The organism is Streptomyces olivochromogenes (genome assembly GCF_001514115.1).
In the GTDB taxonomy this organism is placed as follows: domain Bacteria; phylum Actinomycetota; class Actinomycetes; order Streptomycetales; family Streptomycetaceae; genus Streptomyces; species Streptomyces olivochromogenes.
In genome coordinates this window covers 138,125-157,469 of record NZ_KQ948455.1, presented here as the reverse complement: position 1 = coordinate 157,469, position 19,345 = coordinate 138,125, and the positions used below count along the sequence as shown (strand labels likewise).

Sequence of the window (19,345 nt, the reverse complement as noted above, 5' to 3'; positions counted from 1 at the left end):
CCGGGGCGCTCAGGCGTCCCGGTCCCACACCCGTACCGGCAGTGGCCGCAGCGCTTCCCGGAGCGCTGCGGCCAGTTCTTCGTACTCGCCGCCGCGCGCGGCCCCGGCGCGCATCGCCAGCGCGATCCGCCGGGTCGGCGCCGGGTCCGCGAAGTAGCCGGTGAGGAGCTGGTTGCTGCGGGTCGTCTCGACCTTGACGGCGGTGCGCGGCAGCAGGGTGCAGCCGAGGCCGCCGGCGACGAGCTGGACCAGGGTGGACAGGCCCGCAGCCGTGGTGGTGACCGGCGCGTCCTCCCGGCCGGCCTCGCGGCAGATGTCGAGGGCCTGGTCGCGCAGACAGTGCCCCTCGTCGAGCAGGAGCAGGTTGAGCTCGCGCAGGGCTTCGCGGGGGATTCCCTCCCGGCCGCCGAGCGCGTGGTCGAGCGGGGTGACGAGCACGAAGTCCTCGTCGAACAGCGGGAGTTCGGTCATGCCGGGCACACCGAGGGGGACGGCGAGCAGCAGCAGGTCGAGACGGCCGGAGGTCAGCCCGTCGAGGAGGTTGGCGGTCTGCTCCTCGTGGACCTGGAGGTCGAGGTCCGGGTAGCGGTCGTGGACCAGGTTGAGGACGGTGGGCAGGAGGTAGGGCGCGACGGTGGGGATGACGCCGAGGCGCAGGGCCCCGGTGAACGGCGCCCGTACCGCCTCCGCCTCCTCCATGAGCGCGCCGACCTCGTCCAGTACCGCCTTCGCGCGTACGGCGAGACGCTCGCCGGCGGGTGAGAGCAGCACCTTGCGGGTCGTACGCTCCAGGAGGGTCACGCCGAGTGTCTCCTCCAGGACGGATACCGCGCCCGACAGCGCGGGCTGGCTCATGCCGATCGCGGCGGCCGCGTCACGGAAGTGCAGGTGTTCGGCCACGGCGGCGAAGGCGCGCAGCTGGGCGAGGCTCGGCTGACGGCGCCCGTTCCCCTTGGGACTCATGGCTCCCTTGCCGCTCATGGGGCCCTTGCCGCTCATGGGGCCCTTGCCGCTCATGGGGCCCTTGCCGCTCATGGGGCCCTTGGAGCTTGCGTTGCCCATCGGGCTGGCCATGGCCGTACCTCTTACTCATAGTCACTGATAGTTTCAGTCGATCAACACGACCGAGTGTAGCTATTTCCGTAATCAATGCAGCGTGTGCCAACATCAAGTTCGACCAACCCCCGGGAAACGCCCCCAAAAAGGGCTTTTCCTCGCTGCAAGGAGAGCGCGTGCTCACTGTCGGTGACAAGTTCCCCGAGTTCGATCTGACCGCCTGTGTCTCGCTGGAGAAGGGCGAGGAGTTCCAGCAGATCAACCACAAGACCTACGAGGGTCAGTGGAAGGTGATCTTCGCATGGCCCAAGGACTTCACCTTCGTGTGCCCGACCGAGATCGCGGCCTTCGGCAAGCTGAACGACGAGTTCGCCGACCGTGACGCTCAGGTGCTCGGCTTCTCCGGCGACTCCGAGTTCGTGCACCACGCCTGGCGCAAGGACCACGACGACCTGCGTGACCTGCCCTTCCCGATGATGGCCGACTCGAAGCACGAGCTCATGCGGGACCTCGGCATCGAGGGCGAGGACGGCTTCGCCAAGCGTGCGGTGTTCATCGTCGACCAGAACAACGAGATCCAGTTCTCCATGGTGACCGCCGGTTCCGTCGGCCGTAACCCCAAGGAGGTCCTCCGGGTCCTCGACGCGCTCCAGACGGACGAGCTCTGCCCGTGCAACTGGACCAAGGGCGAGAACACCCTCGACCCGGTGGCGCTCCTGGCGGGTGAGTAACCCTCCATGTCCCTCGACGAACTGAAGTCCGCCCTGCCGGACTACGCGAAGGACCTGCGTCTCAACCTCGGCTCGGTCATCGGCAACTCGGACCTTCCGCAGCAGCAGCTGTGGGGGACGGTGCTGGCGTGCGCGATCGCGGCGCGGTCGCCGCGGGTGCTGCGGGAGCTGGAGCCGGAGGCGAAGGCTCAGCTGTCGCCGGAGGCGTACACCGCCGCCAAGTCGGCTGCCGCGATCATGGCGATGAACAACGTCTTCTACCGCACGCGGCACCTGCTGTCGGACCCCGAGTACGGGACCCTGCGGGCCGGTCTGCGGATGAACGTCATCGGCAACCCCGGTGTCGAGAAGGTCGACTTCGAGCTGTGGTCGCTGGCGGTGTCCGCGGTGAACGGCTGCGGGCAGTGTCTTGACTCCCATGAGCAGGTGCTCCGCAAGGCGGGCGTCGACCGGGAGACGATCCAGGAGGCGTTCAAGATCGCTTCCGTGATCCAGGCGGTCGCCACGACCCTGGACGCCGAAGCCGTTCTCGCGGAGTAACCTCCGCCTCTTCTCTCAGGCCCCGTTCACCCTGGCCGGGTGGGCGGGGCCTCGGCCTACCCCCGGGGGCTCCGCCCCCAGACCCCGGGTGGGTTCTTCGGCTGCGGGTGGGTGGGGGCTTGGCGCGCAGTTCCCCGCGCCCCTGGGGCACGGGGCTGCGCCCCGGCGCCCCAGGCCTTTAGGGGCGCGGGGAACTGCGCGATCAACCCCCACCGGCCCGCGGACAAACGAATCCGGGTGGGCGGGGATACGGGGCGGAGCCCCGTCTCAGGGGCGCGGGGAACTGCGCGGCCGACCCCCACCCGCCCGCGGACAAAGGCCCCGTCCGAGGTGGGGTGGAATCGTCACGGAGATGGGGGGCGCACCGGCGCCACATCCATCGCTGTGGCGCCCCGCGGCTCCGGCGCGTGGCGGAGTCCCGGCTCGCGGGAGTGCGAACGCAGGTATCCCACCACCGTGTTGGTGACCGCCACCAGCGGCACCGCCACCACGGCCCCGCCGATCCCGGCGACCAGCCCACCCGCCGCGACGGACAGCACCACCGCCAGCGGATGCACCCGCACGGCCCGCCCCAGAATGAACGGCTGGAGGATGTGGCCCTCGATCTGCTGGACCGCGAGCACGACGAGCAGCGTCATCAGCGCGGTGAACACACCCTGCGTCACCACCGCGACCACCACCGCCAACGCCCCCGACACCACCGCGCCCACCAGCGGAATGAACGCGAAGAGGAAGATGAAGACGGCGAGGGGAACAGCCATGGGGACGTTCAGGAAGTAGATGCCGAGGCCGATGAAGATCGCGTCGATCAGAGCCACTATCACCGTGCCGCGCACATAGGCCGTCAGGGTCCGCCACGCGCGGGGCCCCGCCCCGGCCACCCCCGGCCGCGCCGCCGCCGGCACCAGCTTCAGCGTCCACTCCCAGATCCGCTTGCCGTCGTAGAGAAGGAAGAGCGTCGAGAACATCGTCAGGAGGATGCCGGTCAGGGCTTCCACTATGACCGTCACGCCCTCCAGCCCCGCCGACGTGATCTGGTCCGTGTTCGCACCGATCGCCTCCCGCAGGTTCTTGGCGATCTCGTTGATCTGCTTGTCCGTCACATGGAACGGGCTGTTGAGGAGCCACTTGCGCAACTCGTCGATGCCGTCCTGGATCTGGTTCGAGAGGTTGTCGATGTTCTCCTGGACCTGCCAGACCACGAACCATCCGACCAGCCCCATGATGACGAAGCCGAGGATCGCGGTGAGCGCGGTGGCGAGGCCCCTGGGGAATCCCACTCTCTTCAGGCGCGCCACGGTGGGCTGAAGGAGCGCGGTGATGAGCAGCGCGGCGACGAAGGCCAGTACGACCAGTTGTACGGCGCTGATCACCCGCATCAACACCCAGAGGGTGCCCGCGAGAACGAGCAGCCGCCAGCCGGCCTCGGCCGCGACCCGTACGCCCCACGGCACGGCCAGGACGGGATCGGGCCGGGTGTCCGTCTCCGGCCCACGGGTGTAGTGGGGGACGGAGGCCGGAGCGGGGGTGGAAACGGCGGAGGGCTCCGAGTCGGAATCGGATCCGGGTCCACGTTCGGATCCGGGTTCACGTTCGGGGGTGGGTTCGGGAACGGCGTCGGCAGGGGGTGCGGAAGGCTTCGCGTCCGCCCCTACCGTCGTCGTCGAGCCACGCGGCGACCGGTCGTCGCTCTCGTCGATCAGGTCGAGTGAGCCCCCCGACTCCTTCTCCACCTCGGCGCGGCGCTCGTCCAGCCGCGCGCCCAGCTCGGTCAGCCCGGCGCCGAGCCGGCCGAGCAACCCTGGCACTCTCGACATGATCCGTCCTTTTCCCCCGCTTCTCCCCACCACTCCCCCCTGGAGTCGTCGGTTCCGACCGTACATGGCCGAAGCCCCTCACCCTAGGACGGGGAGGGGCTTCGAAAGGTTGAGCGGCCGGAGGTGACGACGGCTCAGTAGTTGCCGTGAGCCTGCCAGTACGACCAGGCGCCGCAGGGGCTGCCGTAGCGGTCGTTCATGTAGTTGAGGCCCCACTTGATCTGCGTGGCCGGGTTGGTCTGCCAGTCGGCGCCGACGGACGCCATCTTGTTGCCGGGCAGCGACTGCACGAGACCGTAGGCGCCGGAAGAGGGGTTCTGCGCCCTGTAGTTCCAGGTGGACTCGTGGTCCACGATGTTGCTGAAGCACTGGAACTGACCGCTGGGGATGATCTGGCGCGCGATGGCCTGGACCTCGGCGACGGTGTAGGAGGACTGCGGGGCCAGGCTGACAGCGGCAGCGGCACGCGTCTCGGAGCGGCTGGCCGCTTCCGCGGCTTCCTTGCGCTTCTTGGCGTCCGCCGCGGCCTTCTGCTTCGCGACCGCGTCCTTGGCCGCCTGCTTGCGGGCAGCCTCCTCCGCGTCCTTCTTGGCGCTCGCGTCCGCGGCGATGGCCTGTGCGTCGGCCTGCTGCGTCAGGGACGCGGTCTGCACCTGGGCCTGCTGGCCCGCAGGTATGTCCGCGAGGAGAGTCGAGTCACTCGCCGTCGCCTCAGCGTCGATAGACGGCTGGCCAGTGCTGCCTGAGGCAACACCACTCACGGCGCCGACAGCGGTGACCGCGGTGGCCGAGGCCACTGCGAGTCCCCGGACCGAAATCCGGCTCACACGGTTTCCTTCCAGCATCGCCCGTTTAGGTGACCCGCGCGGACGCAATCGTGCCCCTGAACGCTGGCCTCCCAACTGCGGGGTCACGGGAGGCACGGGCCCGGTGGGCAACTCCCTTGACGGAAGTGCCGCGTGGTGCGCGGGCGGCATACGACGACTCTATGGAGTTCTGGTGTTCCTGAGGTGCGGTACCGCTGGGGGTACACGTGTGTCGTATGCGGGGCCTGACAGGAATGAGACTCTGCCGTAACCCGACACCGCGAGGCAATTCCCAGTTGCGTGTGAAAGCTCACACCCCGTTTGCCCCAGGAGTTTTACGGAAACAAGCGCGCACGATGACGCCGCCCGGCTAGGCTCTTCGCCTTCTGCCGGGCGGCGTCAACTACCGTGCATCCACCACGTTTTGACCAACCGGGTCAAGTGGTGCCAGATGGGTCCAGGTGACTCCAGAAGGAGTCAGACAGAGCCAGATGGAACCAGCTGGGTCAGATCTGTCCGTCCTCCAGCATTTCGGTCACAAGTGCCGCGATCTGGGACCTCTCGGAGCGGTTCAGCGTCACGTGCGCGAAGAGCGGATGGCCCTTCAGCTTCTCCACGACGGCGACCACACCGTCGTAGCGGCCGACGCGCAGATTGTCCCGCTGTGCCACGTCATGGGTGAGAACCACCCGCGAGTTGGCGCCGATGCGGGACAGAACGGTCAGCAGCACGTTCCGTTCCAGAGACTGGGCCTCGTCCACGATCACGAAGGCGTCGTGCAGAGAGCGCCCCCGGATGTGGGTGAGCGGCAGGACCTCCAGCATGCCGCGCGCGGTGACCTCCTCGATGACCTCGCGCGAGGTGACCGCCGACAGCGTGTCGAAGACCGCCTGCGCCCAGGGGCTCATCTTCTCGGACTCGGAGCCGGGCAGATAGCCGAGCTCCTGCCCGCCCACCGCGTACAGCGGCCGGAAGACCATCACCTTCTGGTGCTGGCGCCGCTCGAGCACGGCCTCCAGACCCGCGCAGAGCGCGAGCGCGGACTTGCCGGTGCCGGCCCGGCCGCCCATCGACACGATCCCGATGTCCGGATCGAGCAGCAGATCGAGCGCGATGCGCTGCTCGGCGCTGCGGCCCTTGATGCCGAAGGCCTCCCGATCGCCGCGCACCAGCCGGACGTTGCCCTCGGAGGTGACACGGCCCAGGGCCTTGCCGCGCTCCGACTGGATCGTCAGACCGGTGTGCACCGGTAGGTCGGCCGCTTCGGGGACGTACGCGTGTCCCTCCTCGAAGAGGATGTCCACCTGCTCGCCGGACAGGGTCAGTTCGGACATTCCGGTCCAGCCGGAGGAGCCCGTGATGGCCAGTTCCGCGCGGTACTCCTCGGCGAGGAGACCGACGGACGAGGCCTTGATCCTGAGCGGCAGGTCCTTCGAGACGACGGTGACGTCGTACCCCTCGGCCTGCAGGTTGCGGGCGACCGCGAGGATGCGGGAGTCGTTGTCCCCCAGGCGGTACCCGCTGGGCAAGACGCTGGGGTCCGAGTGGTTGAGCTCGACGCGTACGGTCCCGCCGAGATCCCCGATCGGAATGGGGGAGTCGAGGCGGCCGTGCCGCACCCGGAATTCGTCGAGCAGGCGCAGGGCCTGCCGGGCGAAGTAGCCGAGTTCCGGATGGTGCCTCTTGGCCTCCAGTTCCGTCACCACGACGATCGGAAGCACGACCTCGTGCTCGTCGAAGCGGCTCAGGGCGTTCGGATCGGCCAGCAGGACGCTGGTGTCGAGAACATAGGTGCGCCGGTCGGGCTTGTGGCGCTTTGTGCTGGTCACCACGGAAGGACGTACCCCCTCGGATGAGGTCGGGGAGCGACGGAGAGGAGCTGGACCGGTCCTGGCCGCATTGCGCGGGCCGGAGACCGGCCCTCCGTCTCGTCCGTACTGACCGCACGGTCGGGCTGGTGCAAAGGGCCTCCCGGGCGGACGGCCCCGTGCCGTCCGCTGAGATACGACACCCGTGGTTCGGGCGTCGACCTGCATGGCTTATGCCCTCGAACATGCGCGGCCATGCAAGAGCATGTGACCACGCGTTCGTTAACTCCGGATGACGCGCACCCCTCGCACCCCCCTGGGTCAGCCTCCGTAGCGGCGGTGTCGCGCCGCGTAGTCGCGCAGGGCGCGCAGGAAGTCGACCTTGCGGAACGCCGGCCAGAAGACTTCGCAGAAGTAGTACTCCGAGTGGGCGGTCTGCCACAGCATGAATCCGGACAGCCGCTGCTCGCCGCTGGTACGGATCACCAGGTCGGGGTCGGGCTGGTCACTCGTATAGAGATGCTTGCCGATGAGGTCGATGTCCACCGACTCGGCGATGTCCTCGATCGAGGAGCCCTTGTCGGCGGCGTCGAGGAGCATCGAGCGCACGGCGTCGGCGATCTCCTGGCGGCCGCCGTAGCCGATGGCGACGTTGACCACTATCCCGTCGACGTGCGCGGTGGCCTCCTCGGCCTCCTTCAGCGCGGTCTGCATCTGGGAGGGCAGGATGTCCGGCGTGCCCACGTGGTGCACGCGCCAGCGGCCGTCGGCGGCGAGGGTGCGTACGACGCCCTCGATGATGCCGAGCAGGGGGACGAGCTCCTCCTCGGGGCGGTCGAAGTTGTCCGTCGACAGCAGCCAGAGGGTGACGACCTCGACGTCGGTCTCCGAGCACCAGCCGAGGAACTCCTCGATCTTGTCGGCACCCGCACGGTGCCCCTGGGCGGCCGTGCTTCCCGCCGCCTTCGCCCAGCGCCGGTTGCCGTCCATGATGACGCCGATGTGCTTGGGCACCTGGTCGTGGTCGAGGTGGCCCTCCACCCTGCGTGTGTAGAACCTGAGCAGCAGCCGGCGCAGGTTGTCCCGCAGGTTCACGTGTTGTCAGCCCCTCCGTGCGGATCGGACGGGCGCGGCAGAGCGGCCTCGCTCAGCGCAACCCCTGTCCATATGACGGTCCCCGGGGGCGAAGCCTACCCCCGCGAAACCAACGGCCCGGCAAGGGCCTGCCCTGTCGATCATGGTGGTGGAAAGCAGCGGCGCCTCGTCGGCACCGATGAACGGGGTGGGGGCGCTGTGTCACCAAGGCCGGTTGCCGGGGCCAGGGGGGCGCACGGGGGCGCAGGCCGAGGCGGCGGCGGGGCGGAGTGTGAGGGCACAAAAAACGGGCCGGTCCGTGGGGGGGAGACGGACCGGCCCGAGGGGGGGTTTCCACCATAACCCTTCGTAAGTGATGCTGCGTGCATCGGCGTGCCACAACTACTCTCCGAAACCGGACGACGACGCCACGGTGGCCCCGGAACCTCTCATTCAGGGCTTGACCATGGCCGAATCACAGCGGATTCAAAGGGAATAGAGAGGTAAACGGAGAGATCCAGAGGGTTTGCGACCAACTGGGTCTTCCCTGCCGACTCGCCCCCATGTACTCCGGGAGAGTGACGCGCGTCTGTGCCGCCCGCTTGACGGCGCCGCTAACTTCGCACCCATGGCCACACTCACCACGCCGGGGATTCCCACACCGGTGCCGCTGGAGGTCGCCGCGTCGGCCCGCGCCCGGCGCCGTGGACTGCTCGGGCGCGACGGGATCGAGGGGGCCCTGCTGCTCTCGCCGGCCGCCGCGGTGCACACCCTGGGGATGCGGTTCGCGATCGACGTCGCCTATTTGGACCGAAAATTCCGCGTCCTGGCGGTGCGGACGATGAAGCCGGGGCGCATGGGGCGCCCCCGTCCACGCTCCCGCCACATTCTGGAGGCGCAGGCCGGGGCGATGGAGCGATGGGGCGTACGGCGCGGGGGGCAGGTCACGGTGCACGACCGGTGATGTGGCGTCAGGCAGGGGCGCAGCACCGCGCAGCCCCCTCCACTGCGCGGTGCCACACGCGCAGCTTTGCTCACGCGAATTACCTTGGTCTGAACTTACGTGAGGCGAACAGCCCAGACGACCCGCCGCCGATAACGATGTGGAAACCCTGTGCAGAAGTCCGTCATACGGACGGACATCTCACCCATGGCAGGTCGCATCAGGGTGTTTTCGGTCAATCGGCTCCCAGGTGCTCCAGCGGACAGGTTCTGACCTCATTCCCGCCTACCTTCGCCGCATGACTCTGAAGATCACATGGAACGAGGCGAGCGCGCGCCGCATGGAGCGCCAGTGCCTGGCCGTTCCGGCGCGCGGCGGGACTCCGGTCGCCGACGTCGTCGGCGCGATGCTCGGCGCGCACGCACAAGTCCTGTCGGCGGCCGAGGTGTCCGTGGGCGTACGCGCCGACGGGGTCACGCGGGCAGACGTACGCGCCGCGCTCTGGGAGGACGGCTCGCTGGTGAAGACGTACGGCCCGCGCGGCACCGTACATCTGCTTCCCACCGCGGAACTCCCCCTCTGGACGGCCGCGTTGACGGCGATCCCGTCCGGCCGGAGCGCCTCCGCGCCCGCCGCCCGGCTCACCGAGGAGCAGGCGGACGAGGTCGTGGCGGCGATCGGGGACGCCCTGGACGGCGCGCGGCTGACCATAGACGAGTTGAGCGACGAGGTGGTGGCGCGCACCGGGTCCTGGGCCGGGGACCTGGTGATGCCCGCGTTCCAGGGCATGTGGCCGCGCTGGCGGCAGGTGATGCACCGGGCGGGTCAGCGCGGCGCGCTGTGCTTCGCCCCGAACCGGGGCCGCAAGGCGACGTACACCCGGCCCCCGCGCTTCGAGCCGCTCGCCGCCGAAGAGGGGCTCGCCCTGCTCGTAGGGCGCTATCTGCGCGCGTACGGACCGGCGACGCCGGGGCGGTTCGCCAAGTGGGCCGCGGCCCCGCGCGGTTGGGCCACGGAGCTCTTCGCCTCGCTGGCGGGTTCGGGGGTCATCGAGGAGGTCGACTTCGAGGGGCCTGCGTGGGTCGCGGCGGGCGACACGGAGTTTCCGGGGGAGGTGTGCGGGGTGCGGCTGCTTCCGTACTTCGACGCGTACGCCATCGCCGCGGGGCCCCGCGAGGTGCTCTTCCCCGGGCCGGCGTACGCGCGTGCTCTCGCGGGCGGTCAGGCCGGGAACTTCCCCGTGCTGCTGGTCGACGGTGTGGTGGCCGGGGTCTGGCACCAGCGGCGCCGGGGAGGGCGTACGACCGTCACCGTGGAGCCGTTGGAAGGGTTGACGGCCGAGCGGGAACGGGAGTTGGCGGTGCGGGTGGAACGGGTGGGTGAAATCCTGGAGGCGAGGGCGGAGTTGGTGGTGGGGACGGTGACGGCGGGCCCGCACGCCTGAGCCACCACTCCCCTACGGATGACGCGGCTTGCGCGCCTCGATCAGGAAGCGGGCGCTGTGGGCGACGAATGGGCCCTTCTCCTCGATCCGCTCGTGCAGGGCACGCAGCTCGGTCCGGTACCGGTCGACGGTGAAGCCGGGGACCATCCAGATCACCTTGCGCAGGAAGTGCACGACGGCACCGATGTCGTGGAACTCGACGCGCAGCCGCTCCGCGCGCAGGTCGACGACATCGAGCCCGGCGGCCTCGGCGGCGGCGCGGGCGCGATCCGGGTGCCGGCCGTTCCTGACGTCCTCCGGCAGCGGCCCGAGGAAGTACTCGACGAGTTCGAAGACGCTCGCGGGGCCGACCTGCTGGGAGAAGTACGTGCCGCCGGGGCGCAGGACGCGCGCGATCTCGGACCAGTGCGTCGTGACCGGGTGCCGGCTGGTGACCAGGTCGAAGGCGCCGTCCGCGAAGGGCAGCGGGGCGTCCTCCGGAGAGGCGACGACCACGGCGCCACGGGGGTGGAGCAGGGCGGTGGCCTTCGCGACGTTCGGGGGCCAGCCTTCGGTGGCGGCGGTGAGCGGGGGCAGCGTCGGCGCGGAGGCCAGCACCTCACCACCACCGGTCTGGACGTCCAGCGCGGCGGACGCGCGCGCCAGCCGCTCCCCCATCCCCCGCGCATACCCCCACGAGGGCCGCTCCTCGCTGGCACGCCCCTCGAACCAGGAAAAGTCCCAGCCCTCGACGGGCGCCGCCACACCCTCGTCCACGAGGGCTTCGAAGGTACGGGTGGTGGTCATGGGGGGATCTTCTCAAGGGGGTGGTGGGGAGGCGAGGTGTTTTTCTTCGGGCAACCGGGTTCACGGGCCGGGGGTCCAGGGTGCTCGTCGCCCGTGCCTTCACTCTCCAGGGAGTACGAGCAGGGTGTGGTCGTCTTCGCCGTGGTGGACGGTGCCTTGGGGTTGGAAGCCGTGGCGTTCCAGGAGGCGTAGGGACGCGGTGTTGCCCGTGAAGGGGTCGGCGTACAGGGGGCGGTTCCTCTCCAGCTCCAGGAAGCTGGTCAGAGCCCTGGTGCCGATCCCCCGGCCCCAGTAGGGGCGGCCGAACCAGTAGCCGATGAAGCGCCGCTCGCCCTCCCACCAGGCGACGAGGTTCCCGGCCGGCACACCGTCCACGGTGACCGTCTGCACGAGGACGGTGTCGTCGCCGAGGATCCTGGTCCTCCAGTGGGACATGAACGCCTCGCGCGTCCGGGGCTCGAACCTCGACCGCCGGGCCGCCTCGGGATCGAGCTCGTAGGCCAGGAACAGGTCGAGGTCGGTTTCGACCGTGTCCCTCAGTCGTACGTCGTCGTCGCTCATACCGACGAGTGTGGCAGCGGGCACTGACAACGACCGGCCTACGTGAAGAGCGGCCGTACTTCCTCCGCCGCGAACCGTACGAAGGCCTCGGGGTCCGGTTCGTCGGCGGTCGGCTGGAGGACCACGGTGTCGGCGCCGGCCTCCGCGAGGCGCTGTACGGCCTTGGCGACCGCGTCCGCGTCCCCGGCGACGCCGTGCTCCGGCAGCGGATCCTCACCGTTCGCCTCGATCTCGGCGCGCAGCCGCGCCGCCGCGTCCGGTCCGGTGGCCGCGTGGAGGTAGACGACCACCCGGTGGGGGTCGGTCCGGCCCGCCGACTCCCGCCCCTCGTCGATGAGTCGGCGCGCCCGTCGTACCCCTTCCGGCGCGGTGGCGGCGGTGAGGACGGTGCCGTCGGCGGCGGCCCCGGAGAGCCGGAGCGAACGCGGCCCGGTGGCGCCCGCGAGCACCTCCGGTGCCCCCGCCGGCGGCCAGTCGAGCGCGACGCCGTCCAGCTTCACGTACCGGCCGTCCGTGCTGACCCGCTCGCCCCGCAACAGCGCGCGCAGCGCGTCGAGGTGCTCGCGCAGCAGCGTCACGGGCGACTCCGCACGCGCCCCGACCTGCCCCATCCAGTCCTGTACGCCGTGGCCGACGCCCAGGATCGCGCGCCCCGGGAACATCCGGTGCAGCGTGGCGGCCTCCATCGCGGTGACGGCGACGTTGCGCAGCGGGACGGGCAGCAGGCCCACGCCGACCCGGACCCGTTCGGTCCAGGCGAGGGCGGCCGCCGCGGCCGAGATGCCCCCTTCGAGGAAGCAGTCCTCCCACAGCCACAGCTCCTCCAGGCCCGCGTCGTCCGCCGCGCGCGCGACGGCCCGAAGACGCTCGGGGGGCAGTTGGGGCCGGAACACAACGCCGAGAACAGTCATGGAGCCTTCCTACCGATGCCCCGGCACGCGGACAACACCTTTACGCCTCGGCGGAGGCGGGGGCGGGGGCGGTGCTGTCGCGTTCGTAGCGCAGGAGTACGACCCCGTTGCCGAAGATCCTCGACTCGGCGAGCCGGAGATCGGTCGGGGTGTGCGACTCCGGGAAGAGGGGTTTGCCGCGGCCGATCAGCACCGGATGGACGTACACCCGGAACTCGTCGACCAGGTCGTGCCGCAGGAACGCCGCCGCGAGGTCGGCGCCACCGAGGCCGAGGTCCCCGCCGGGCTGTTCCTTGAGCGCCCTGACCTCGTCCGGTACGACGTCCCGGACGATCGTGGTGTTCCAGTCGGCCCGCTCCAGCGTCCGCGAGTACACGTACTTGGGGATGTCCCGCCAGATCCCCGCGAACTCGACCACCTCGGCCGTACTGTCCGGATCCTGATCGGCCGTCGGCCAGAACCCGGCCATCAGCTCGTGCGTCACGCGGCCGTCCAGCAGGCCGCCGAACTTCCTGATCTCCTCGTTGAAGTGGCGGTGCAGCTCCGCGTCGACGCGATGCCAGTCGATCTCGCGGTTCGGTCCCTCGATGAATCCGTCCAGGGACACCGACATCATCAGGACGATTCTTCTCATGTCACCAGGTTCTCAGCTCTGGGCTCCCGAGGAGCTGCTGTTCGCGGAGTCGCGTGGGAACGTCACCTCCACCCGGCGGTTCTTCCGGCGACCCTCCTCCGAGGTGTTGTCCGCGATCGGGTAGTCCTCGCTGTAGCCGCGCACCTCGAAGGTGACGTCCGTCGAGCCGAGCGCCGCCGCCAGTTCGTCGTGGACGATCTCCGCGCGCTTCTTGGAGAGGACCAGGCCGTGGGCGTACGAGCCGAGGTTGTCGGTGAACCCGAACACCCTGACCGTCGTCGCTTTCTGGTTCTTGATCTCGTCCGCGATCGCCTGGATACGGGAACGGGCGTCGGGGTTCAGCTTCGAACTGTCCTTGGGGAACAGCACCTCGGCCTGCAACGCGAACGTCACGTCCGAGTTCGTGTCCTCCCGCCGCTCCTCACCCCCGAGGTCCTCGACGACCGACTTGATGTCCAACACCTTGGCCGGCGCGAGCGTGGCGCCGTCGGCGAGCTTCAGGCCGGGGCTGGTGGGGTCGACGGTGGGGGGTGGGGAGGTGGTCAGACTGCCCGGAGGTGCGCTGGGGTTCCCGTCGTCCGCGTACGCCTGGGTACCGCTGAGAGTCAGAGTGCTCAGGACGGCGAAGGTCGTGAACATGGTGGCCACGGTGCGGGAGGTCAGGGCCATGGGTCACTCGCCGTCGGAGAGTGTGAGGGTGGCCGGGGGCATGGTCGGTACCTGGAACTGCACGCTCGTCGTCCCGGCGGGCGGCGCCGGGAACTGGGCGAACCAGTCGACGGTGGCACCCTGGGAGACACCGCCCTGGAACTTCGTGCAGAGGCAGTGCCCTTCGGTGTCCCGGAGGATGAGGTACTTCTTCTTGCCCTTCTCGTCGACCAGACTGGCACCGGCCAGGGATCCGCCGTTGCTCTTCAGCTCGGTCTCGTCGCTGATCCATTCGGCGCCGATCCAGATGCCGGAGGTGCCGTTGGTGACCGTGCCGTTGACAGTGACGAACCCGCCCTGGTCGCGCTTGGCCGATGTGATCGTCAGCGTGAGGCCGTTGCTCTTCACTTCGGCGATCGCTTGATTCACGGCGGGTGAGCCGCTTTCCTTCGCCTTGCCGTCACCGCTGTTCCGGGTAGGGGATGAAGTCGACGCCTGGTTGCCGGACTTGGCGTCTCCGCCCCCTCCACAACCGGCCACCGTGAGGAACAACCCAGCCGTGATCGCCAGCGCGCTCAGCGCCCTGCGGCCCTTCATGGTGTGCCGGAGATCCATCGGTACGGCTTCCTCTCACTCGGCCAGATGCACAGAGAACAGCACGGACGGGTCCGGAAGGTCGACCGGATCGAACTTTCCGGGGTCGATGTTGACGATCTGTCCGTCGCAGTTCAGTTCGACGGGCTTCTTGGGATCCGCGGCCGGATCGAAGTCGCAGCGCGGCTGGATGACAGCGGTGGCATGGGCCGTCGCTTGCTTGTCCTCCGTGCCGGGAATGATCGACTTGCCAACCGTGTACTGGGTCTTGATTTCCACCCAGTAGCCCGGAAATCCGTTCACGGTCTTATCGGCAAACCCCCGCACCGTCGAGTCGTTCTCGGCGGCCAGCCGATCGGCCGCACCCGCGGCTCCGGTGCCCTTGAACAGGTTGCCCTTGAGCCAGTCCAGCCAGTGGTCATTTGTGCCCACGGCCCCCGCCAAGCCTGTCATCAGCTCGTCGCGGGAGTCCCGTGCGGCCGCCAACGCCGCAGCGTCCGCCGCGGATTGAGCTCCATTCCGGGCGGACGCTGCTTGGGCGAACACGAAGAAGGCGATCGCGGCGAAGAGCAGAATCCCCGTCATCCAGATGTAGATGGGGAGAGTCTGCCCTCGGTCGCTGTGCGGTGGGCCGCCGATCAAGCTCCGCCGATGACCCTGTTCACTGCGTTGCCGATCGCCTGCGAAATCTTTCCGTTCAGGCCGAGCTGATCGATGAGGGTGTAGATCCCCGCGATCAGAATCATCAGGCCCGCGTACTCCACAAACCCGGCCCCGGCATCCCGCCCGCGTCCGCGCATCCGGGTGGAAACCGTCTCCGTCCAGTCCTGCAGAGCGCGCTCCACCCGGACCCCCACCCTCAGCGTCCAGTCCCTCGTCACCATGGCCCCTGTCCTCCCACCCGACGCCACCACTACCGACCCGAGCACCGTACGTGAGACCGCGCCTACTCCGGGTGGGCCCAGGGGCCCAACTTCCCGTTGGTGGAGTCATCGGCTCCACCCCTCACGTGCCGTGCCCAGCCAGTGGGCGATCGCTTCGCTGCGCGAGGAACTGTGCAGCTTTGCGAAGATGCGGTTGATGTGGTTCTTGACGGTCTTCTCGCTGATGAAGCAGGCGGCGGCGATCTGCTGATTGCTCATGCCGGACGCGATGAGATCCATGACCTCCACCTCCCGTGAACTCAGGCCGAAGTTGAGCCGGTTGGGCACGCGGCGGTGGAGCCTCGCCGCGAAGCCGGACCGGGCCTTCGACGACTGTGCCACAAGCGGTTGCAGATGCGAAGAGGAATCGTTCGGTTCGTACGAAACACCGAGTGAATCCGGGACAGTCGCCCTCGCGTCCCGTACCTCCCGTACGGCGGAGATCAGTTCGGCGGCCGTGAACTCGCCGTGGACGAGATAGCCGACCGCGCCCCGCCGCAACGCCTCGGCCACGACCTCGGGTTCGCGGCTGTAGGTCAGCATCATCACGGGGGCGAGCAGGGAGAGGGCGGGAAGGGCCGTCAGGCCGTCCGTGCCGGGCATGCGGACGTCGAGGAGGACGACGTCCGGGCGCAGTCGGGTGGCGGCCGCGATGGCCTCCTCCCCGTCGGCCGCCTGCGCGACGACCTCGAGGTCCGGGTGGCCGTCGAGCAGCGCGGCCAGGCCGGCCCGGACGACCGGGTTGTCGTCGGCCACGAGTACATGGAGGTTCGGGCCGGGAAGTGCCTGGTCAGGCATGTGCGGCCTCCTCTTGGGGGGTGGGGGGACGGTGGGGGACGGCGGAGGATCGCGGGAGGGTCAGGTGGATCTCCGCGCCTCCTTGCGGGGAACGGTTCAGGTCGATACGGCCGCCCAGCGACGCGGCTCGCTCCGCCATGCCGAGCAGACCGAAGTGGCCGGATCTGGTCAGGTCGTCGAGGGTCAGGTCGTCGAGGGCGACGGGTGGGGGCAGACCGACTCCGTCGTCCCGTACGCGTACGGCGCACTCGGCTTCCGACACGTCCAGTTCCACCGTCACCCGCGTCGCGTCCGCGTGGCGGTGCGCGTTCTCCAGCGCCTCGGACACGATCGCCAGGACGTGGTGGGCGGTGGCGTACGGGAGGATCGGGCGCTCGCCGCGGAGGTGGAGCGACGTGGGGAGGTGGGTGCGGGACTCGAAGGACCGGACCCGAGAGTCGAGTTCGGACAGGACGTCCGTGTTCGCACTCGTGAGGTCCGTGTGGCGGCGCAGGTCGGAGAGGAGGTCGCGGGACTCCGCGGCCGCCCGGCGGGCCGCGCCCGCGACCATCGTCGCCTGCCGCCCCAGCGTGTGCGGGTCCGCGTCCCCGGCGGCGGCAGAGGCGGCGAGGGCCTCGGCCGCCAGGGCCAGGCCGTGCAGGGTCTTCGCGACCGAGTCGTGCATCTCGCGGGCCAGACGGGCCCGTTCGGACTCCACCGCCTCGGCGACGGCCAGGCGGGAGTTCGCCTCCGACAGCGCCTGGCTCGCCGTACCGAAGCGGAACATCAGGTTTCGCAGGGTGACGCCGATGATGCCGGCGCCGACGCAGAAGCCCGCGACGAGGAGGGTGCTGGCGCCGGCCCCCGGGTGGTGTTGCCAGGCCCTGTACACCGTCACCAGCACGATCAGTTGCAGGCCGGTGAAGATGCCCGAGCCGCGCCAGCCGTACAGCAGGCCTGCCAGAAGCGGGGTGCAGACCGTCGCGTACGCGAGCGGGGACGCGGGGGACGCCGTCAGGAGCAGGACCGCGCCGAAGGTCAGGTCCACGGCCATGAGGCCGGGGTGCGCGAGGAGGCGGGGGCCGAACCGCTCCCAGTCCCTGAGCATGGCGTACGAGCCCATGACGCCGAGGACGGCGGCGACCAGGACCGTGTAGCGGGGCGGGCCGTTCACGGCGTTGGTCATCGCGAAGGGGGCGCCGATCGCGATCGCGGCGAGGCGGACGCCGAAGGCCTGGCGGCACAGTGCCTGGAGTGCGTTGAGCTGGAGGCGGACGCTTCCAGGGGCCGGGGCGTCGTCGGCCAGATAGCCGTCCTCGGTGCTCGCCAGGTGCCGCCGTGCCCACAGCCGGGTCAGCCACGGCGGGGGCTGTGACAGCCACTGAGGGAGCGTCCAGGGCGGTGACGGCCTCGGCAGGGGGGTACGGCGGCTGGTCATCAGCGGCCCAGGATCGAACCGAAGTTCGTCCCCGACCCCAGGAACATGCCCGTGGCGATCAGGATCATCGTCGCCGGGAGCATGAAGACGAGGGTCACCATCGTCGCCTTGGGGATGGTCTTGGCGGCGCGGCGGCGGGCGTTCTGGGCGTCCGTGCGGCGCATGTCCGTGGCGAGCTGGATGAGGGTCTCGGCGATGGGGGAACCCAGCTCCTCGCCCTGTTGGAGCGCCGAGACGAACTGGGCGACCTGCTCGGAGGAGTTGCGCTTGCGCAGTTCGTCGAAGGCCTGGCGGCGGCTGACGCCCATGTCCATCTGGCGCAGCGTGATGCGCAGTTCGTCCGCCCAGGGGCCCTCGTACTTCTCCGCGACCCGGTCCAGCGCCTGGCGGAAGCCGAGGCCCGCCGAGACCACGACCGCGAGGACGTCGAGGAAGTCGGGGAGTGTGCGGTCGATGACCTCCTTGCGTTCGCGGACGGCCTGCCAGATGAGGGCGTCGGCGGCGACGAGCCCGAAGGCCAGGGTGAGGACGGCGAAGAGAAGTTGGCCGTTGGAGAGGAAGACGAGGCCGAGTACGACGCCGAAGACGCCGTACACCGCGCGGCGGGCGGCGTAGCGGCTGAGGGTCAGGCCGCCGGGGTTGCCCGCCATGTCGATGCGGCGGCGTTTGGCCTCGACACGGCGGGGGCCCATCAGGCGCAGGACCGTCGGCGCGAAGCGCATGCCGAGGCGGTCGACGGCGGACTCGGCCGTGGAGACACGGGTTCCGCCGACCTCCAGGGCGAGCGCGAGGTCGCTCGGGAGTTTGGCGTCGGCGCGGATCATGCGGATGCCCAGCAGGGCGCCCGCGACGGCCCCGGCCGTCAGGAGGGCGAGCAGCAGCGCGAGCAACGTGACCCCTCCTCTCTCAGACTTCGATCTTGCCGAGGCGGCGGATGACGAAGAAGCCGACGGTGTACAGGCCGAGCGAGACCAGGACGAGGGTCTGACCGAGCCCGGAGCCGGTGACGCGGGCGAGCGCGCCCTCGTTCGAGGAGTTGATCAGGAGCAGCGAGCCCAGACCGAGCATCGGGACCGTGAAGGCGGTGGCGTTGACCTCGGAGAGCATGGTGCGGACCTCGCGGCGCGTCTCCTTGCGGTCCTCCAGGGTGTGGGTGAGGTTGCGCAGGGAGCTGACGACCGAGCCGCCCGCCTTGTTGGCGAGGACCAGGGTCGTGACGAGGACGATCAGCTCACGGGACGGGAGGCGCTCGGAGAGTTCACCGAGGGCGTCGTCGATGGTGCGGCCCAGCATCAACTGGTCCGCCACGTGCGCGAGTTCTTCGCCCGCGGGCGCTTCGAGCTCCTCCGCCGCCATCGCCAGTGCCGTGCGCAGGGCCAGTCCCGCGGCGGTCGCGTTGGCCAGCAGGCGTGCCACGTCGGGGAGTTGGGCGATGAAGGCCTCGATACGTTTCTGGCGCTGCCAGTTGAGGAAGATGGCCGCGCTCCACACGCCCACGAGGGCGGCGATCGGACCGAAGAAGGGGGCCAGCACCGACGCGGCGATCAGCCACATCGCGACGACGACGGCGGTGACGTACGTGGCGAACTCCCCCGCCGTCACGTCCAGGCCCGTCGCCGACAGGCGCAGGTGGATCGTCCGGCCGAGGCGGGTGCGGCGCAGTCGGCGGTCGATCGCGGCGAAACGGCGTACGCGGCCGGCCGCGGTGCGCAGCGGGCCGCCGCCGGAGAGGCGGTCGACGAGGGCCTGGCGCTGGGCACGGCCCGAGGCGTACATGTGGACGCCCGCGACGGCGAGGGTGCCGCACAGGACCGTCGCGCCGAGGGCGAGCAGGGCGGGGTCGTTCATGGCTCA

General features: G+C 69.8%; 21 protein-coding genes. 4 read left to right on the top strand and 17 right to left on the bottom strand.

Features of this window, described 5'->3' with window-relative positions; all coding sequences use genetic code 11:
- Positions 1 to 9: 9 nt before the first annotated feature.
- Entirely contained in the window at positions 10 to 963 is a 954-nt protein-coding gene (locus AQJ27_RS15855) for a LysR substrate-binding domain-containing protein (RefSeq protein ID WP_067369277.1), read from the bottom strand.
- Between the two features lie 269 nt (positions 964 to 1,232).
- Here AQJ27_RS15855 and AQJ27_RS15850 point away from each other — a divergent pair, with 269 nt between their 5' ends.
- The gene (locus AQJ27_RS15850; RefSeq protein ID WP_054235005.1) at positions 1,233 to 1,787 is read left to right on the top strand and encodes a peroxiredoxin; all 555 of its coding nucleotides are present in this window, start codon (positions 1,233 to 1,235) and stop codon (positions 1,785 to 1,787) included.
- Between the two features lie 6 nt (positions 1,788 to 1,793).
- Positions 1,794 to 2,327 carry an alkyl hydroperoxide reductase gene (locus tag AQJ27_RS15845; protein WP_060894603.1) on the top strand — a complete coding sequence of 178 codons (534 nt, stop codon included), beginning with the start codon at positions 1,794 to 1,796 and terminating at the stop codon, positions 2,325 to 2,327.
- A gap of 344 nt (positions 2,328 to 2,671) precedes the next feature.
- Here the strand turns inward: AQJ27_RS15845 and AQJ27_RS15840 are convergent, their stop codons facing one another.
- The 4 genes from AQJ27_RS15840 to AQJ27_RS15825 all read right to left on the bottom strand — a co-directional run bounded on the left by AQJ27_RS15840 (position 2,672) and on the right by AQJ27_RS15825 (position 7,853).
- On the bottom strand, positions 2,672 to 4,144 hold the full coding sequence (locus AQJ27_RS15840; protein WP_067368282.1) for an AI-2E family transporter: 1,473 nt from the start codon (positions 4,142 to 4,144) through the stop codon (positions 2,672 to 2,674).
- A 134-nt stretch (positions 4,145 to 4,278) separates the two neighbouring features.
- Positions 4,279 to 4,971, bottom strand: coding sequence for an aggregation-promoting factor C-terminal-like domain-containing protein (locus AQJ27_RS15835; RefSeq protein WP_067368279.1), 693 nt, complete (start codon positions 4,969 to 4,971; stop codon positions 4,279 to 4,281).
- Positions 4,972 to 5,456: 485 nt separating this feature from the next.
- Positions 5,457 to 6,782 carry an RNA 5'-3' helicase PhoH2 gene (gene phoH2, locus AQJ27_RS15830; RefSeq protein ID WP_054235001.1) on the bottom strand — a complete coding sequence of 442 codons (1,326 nt, stop codon included), beginning with the start codon at positions 6,780 to 6,782 and terminating at the stop codon, positions 5,457 to 5,459.
- A 297-nt stretch (positions 6,783 to 7,079) separates the two neighbouring features.
- Positions 7,080 to 7,853 carry an isoprenyl transferase gene (locus AQJ27_RS15825; protein WP_067368276.1) on the bottom strand — a complete coding sequence of 258 codons (774 nt, stop codon included), beginning with the start codon at positions 7,851 to 7,853 and terminating at the stop codon, positions 7,080 to 7,082.
- 607 nt (positions 7,854 to 8,460) lie between these two features.
- On the opposite strand from AQJ27_RS15825, the gene AQJ27_RS15820 reads away from it, so the two are divergent.
- Both AQJ27_RS15820 and AQJ27_RS15815 read left to right on the top strand, forming a co-directional pair.
- Positions 8,461 to 8,796: a DUF192 domain-containing protein gene (locus tag AQJ27_RS15820; protein WP_067368273.1), complete on the top strand. Its 336-nt coding sequence runs from the start codon at positions 8,461 to 8,463 to the stop codon at positions 8,794 to 8,796.
- A gap of 277 nt (positions 8,797 to 9,073) precedes the next feature.
- Positions 9,074 to 10,219, top strand: coding sequence for a winged helix DNA-binding domain-containing protein (locus AQJ27_RS15815; RefSeq protein ID WP_067368271.1), 1,146 nt, complete (start codon positions 9,074 to 9,076; stop codon positions 10,217 to 10,219).
- A gap of 12 nt (positions 10,220 to 10,231) precedes the next feature.
- Here the strand turns inward: AQJ27_RS15815 and AQJ27_RS15810 are convergent, their stop codons facing one another.
- The 12 genes from AQJ27_RS15810 to AQJ27_RS15755 all read right to left on the bottom strand — a co-directional run bounded on the left by AQJ27_RS15810 (position 10,232) and on the right by AQJ27_RS15755 (position 19,339).
- Entirely contained in the window at positions 10,232 to 11,005 is a 774-nt protein-coding gene (locus AQJ27_RS15810; protein WP_067368269.1) for a class I SAM-dependent methyltransferase, read from the bottom strand.
- A gap of 99 nt (positions 11,006 to 11,104) precedes the next feature.
- Positions 11,105 to 11,566 (bottom strand): GNAT family N-acetyltransferase, encoded by a 462-nt coding sequence (locus AQJ27_RS15805; protein WP_067368266.1) that lies wholly within the window; start codon positions 11,564 to 11,566, stop codon positions 11,105 to 11,107.
- Between the two features lie 38 nt (positions 11,567 to 11,604).
- Positions 11,605 to 12,477, bottom strand: a complete 873-nt coding sequence (locus AQJ27_RS15800) for an LLM class flavin-dependent oxidoreductase (protein ID WP_067368263.1) — start codon at positions 12,475 to 12,477, stop codon at positions 11,605 to 11,607.
- A gap of 40 nt (positions 12,478 to 12,517) precedes the next feature.
- Positions 12,518 to 13,111: a dihydrofolate reductase family protein gene (locus AQJ27_RS15795; protein WP_067368260.1), complete on the bottom strand. Its 594-nt coding sequence runs from the start codon at positions 13,109 to 13,111 to the stop codon at positions 12,518 to 12,520.
- Between the two features lie 12 nt (positions 13,112 to 13,123).
- Positions 13,124 to 13,750, bottom strand: a complete 627-nt coding sequence (locus AQJ27_RS15790) for an OmpA family protein (RefSeq protein ID WP_425275210.1) — start codon at positions 13,748 to 13,750, stop codon at positions 13,124 to 13,126.
- A gap of 33 nt (positions 13,751 to 13,783) precedes the next feature.
- Positions 13,784 to 14,374: a hypothetical protein gene (locus tag AQJ27_RS15785; protein WP_067368253.1), complete on the bottom strand. Its 591-nt coding sequence runs from the start codon at positions 14,372 to 14,374 to the stop codon at positions 13,784 to 13,786.
- Between the two features lie 15 nt (positions 14,375 to 14,389).
- On the bottom strand, positions 14,390 to 14,938 hold the full coding sequence (locus AQJ27_RS15780) for a pilus assembly protein TadG-related protein (protein ID WP_067369273.1): 549 nt from the start codon (positions 14,936 to 14,938) through the stop codon (positions 14,390 to 14,392).
- A gap of 53 nt (positions 14,939 to 14,991) precedes the next feature.
- Complete coding sequence (locus AQJ27_RS15775) at positions 14,992 to 15,237, bottom strand: hypothetical protein (RefSeq protein WP_054234991.1); 246 nt, start codon at positions 15,235 to 15,237, stop codon at positions 14,992 to 14,994.
- 105 nt (positions 15,238 to 15,342) lie between these two features.
- Positions 15,343 to 16,074 carry a response regulator gene (locus AQJ27_RS15770; RefSeq protein WP_067368250.1) on the bottom strand — a complete coding sequence of 244 codons (732 nt, stop codon included), beginning with the start codon at positions 16,072 to 16,074 and terminating at the stop codon, positions 15,343 to 15,345.
- Positions 16,067 to 17,491, bottom strand: coding sequence for a sensor histidine kinase (locus tag AQJ27_RS15765; protein WP_079065010.1), 1,425 nt, complete (start codon positions 17,489 to 17,491; stop codon positions 16,067 to 16,069). Before AQJ27_RS15765 ends, AQJ27_RS15770 begins: the two co-directional genes overlap by 8 nt.
- Positions 17,491 to 18,381: a DUF5936 domain-containing protein gene (locus tag AQJ27_RS15760; protein WP_067368247.1), complete on the bottom strand. Its 891-nt coding sequence runs from the start codon at positions 18,379 to 18,381 to the stop codon at positions 17,491 to 17,493. Before AQJ27_RS15760 ends, AQJ27_RS15765 begins: the two co-directional genes overlap by 1 nt.
- Before the next feature lie 16 nt (positions 18,382 to 18,397).
- Positions 18,398 to 19,339, bottom strand: a complete 942-nt coding sequence (locus AQJ27_RS15755; protein ID WP_067368244.1) for a type II secretion system F family protein — start codon at positions 19,337 to 19,339, stop codon at positions 18,398 to 18,400.
- Positions 19,340 to 19,345: the final 6 nt, after the last annotated feature.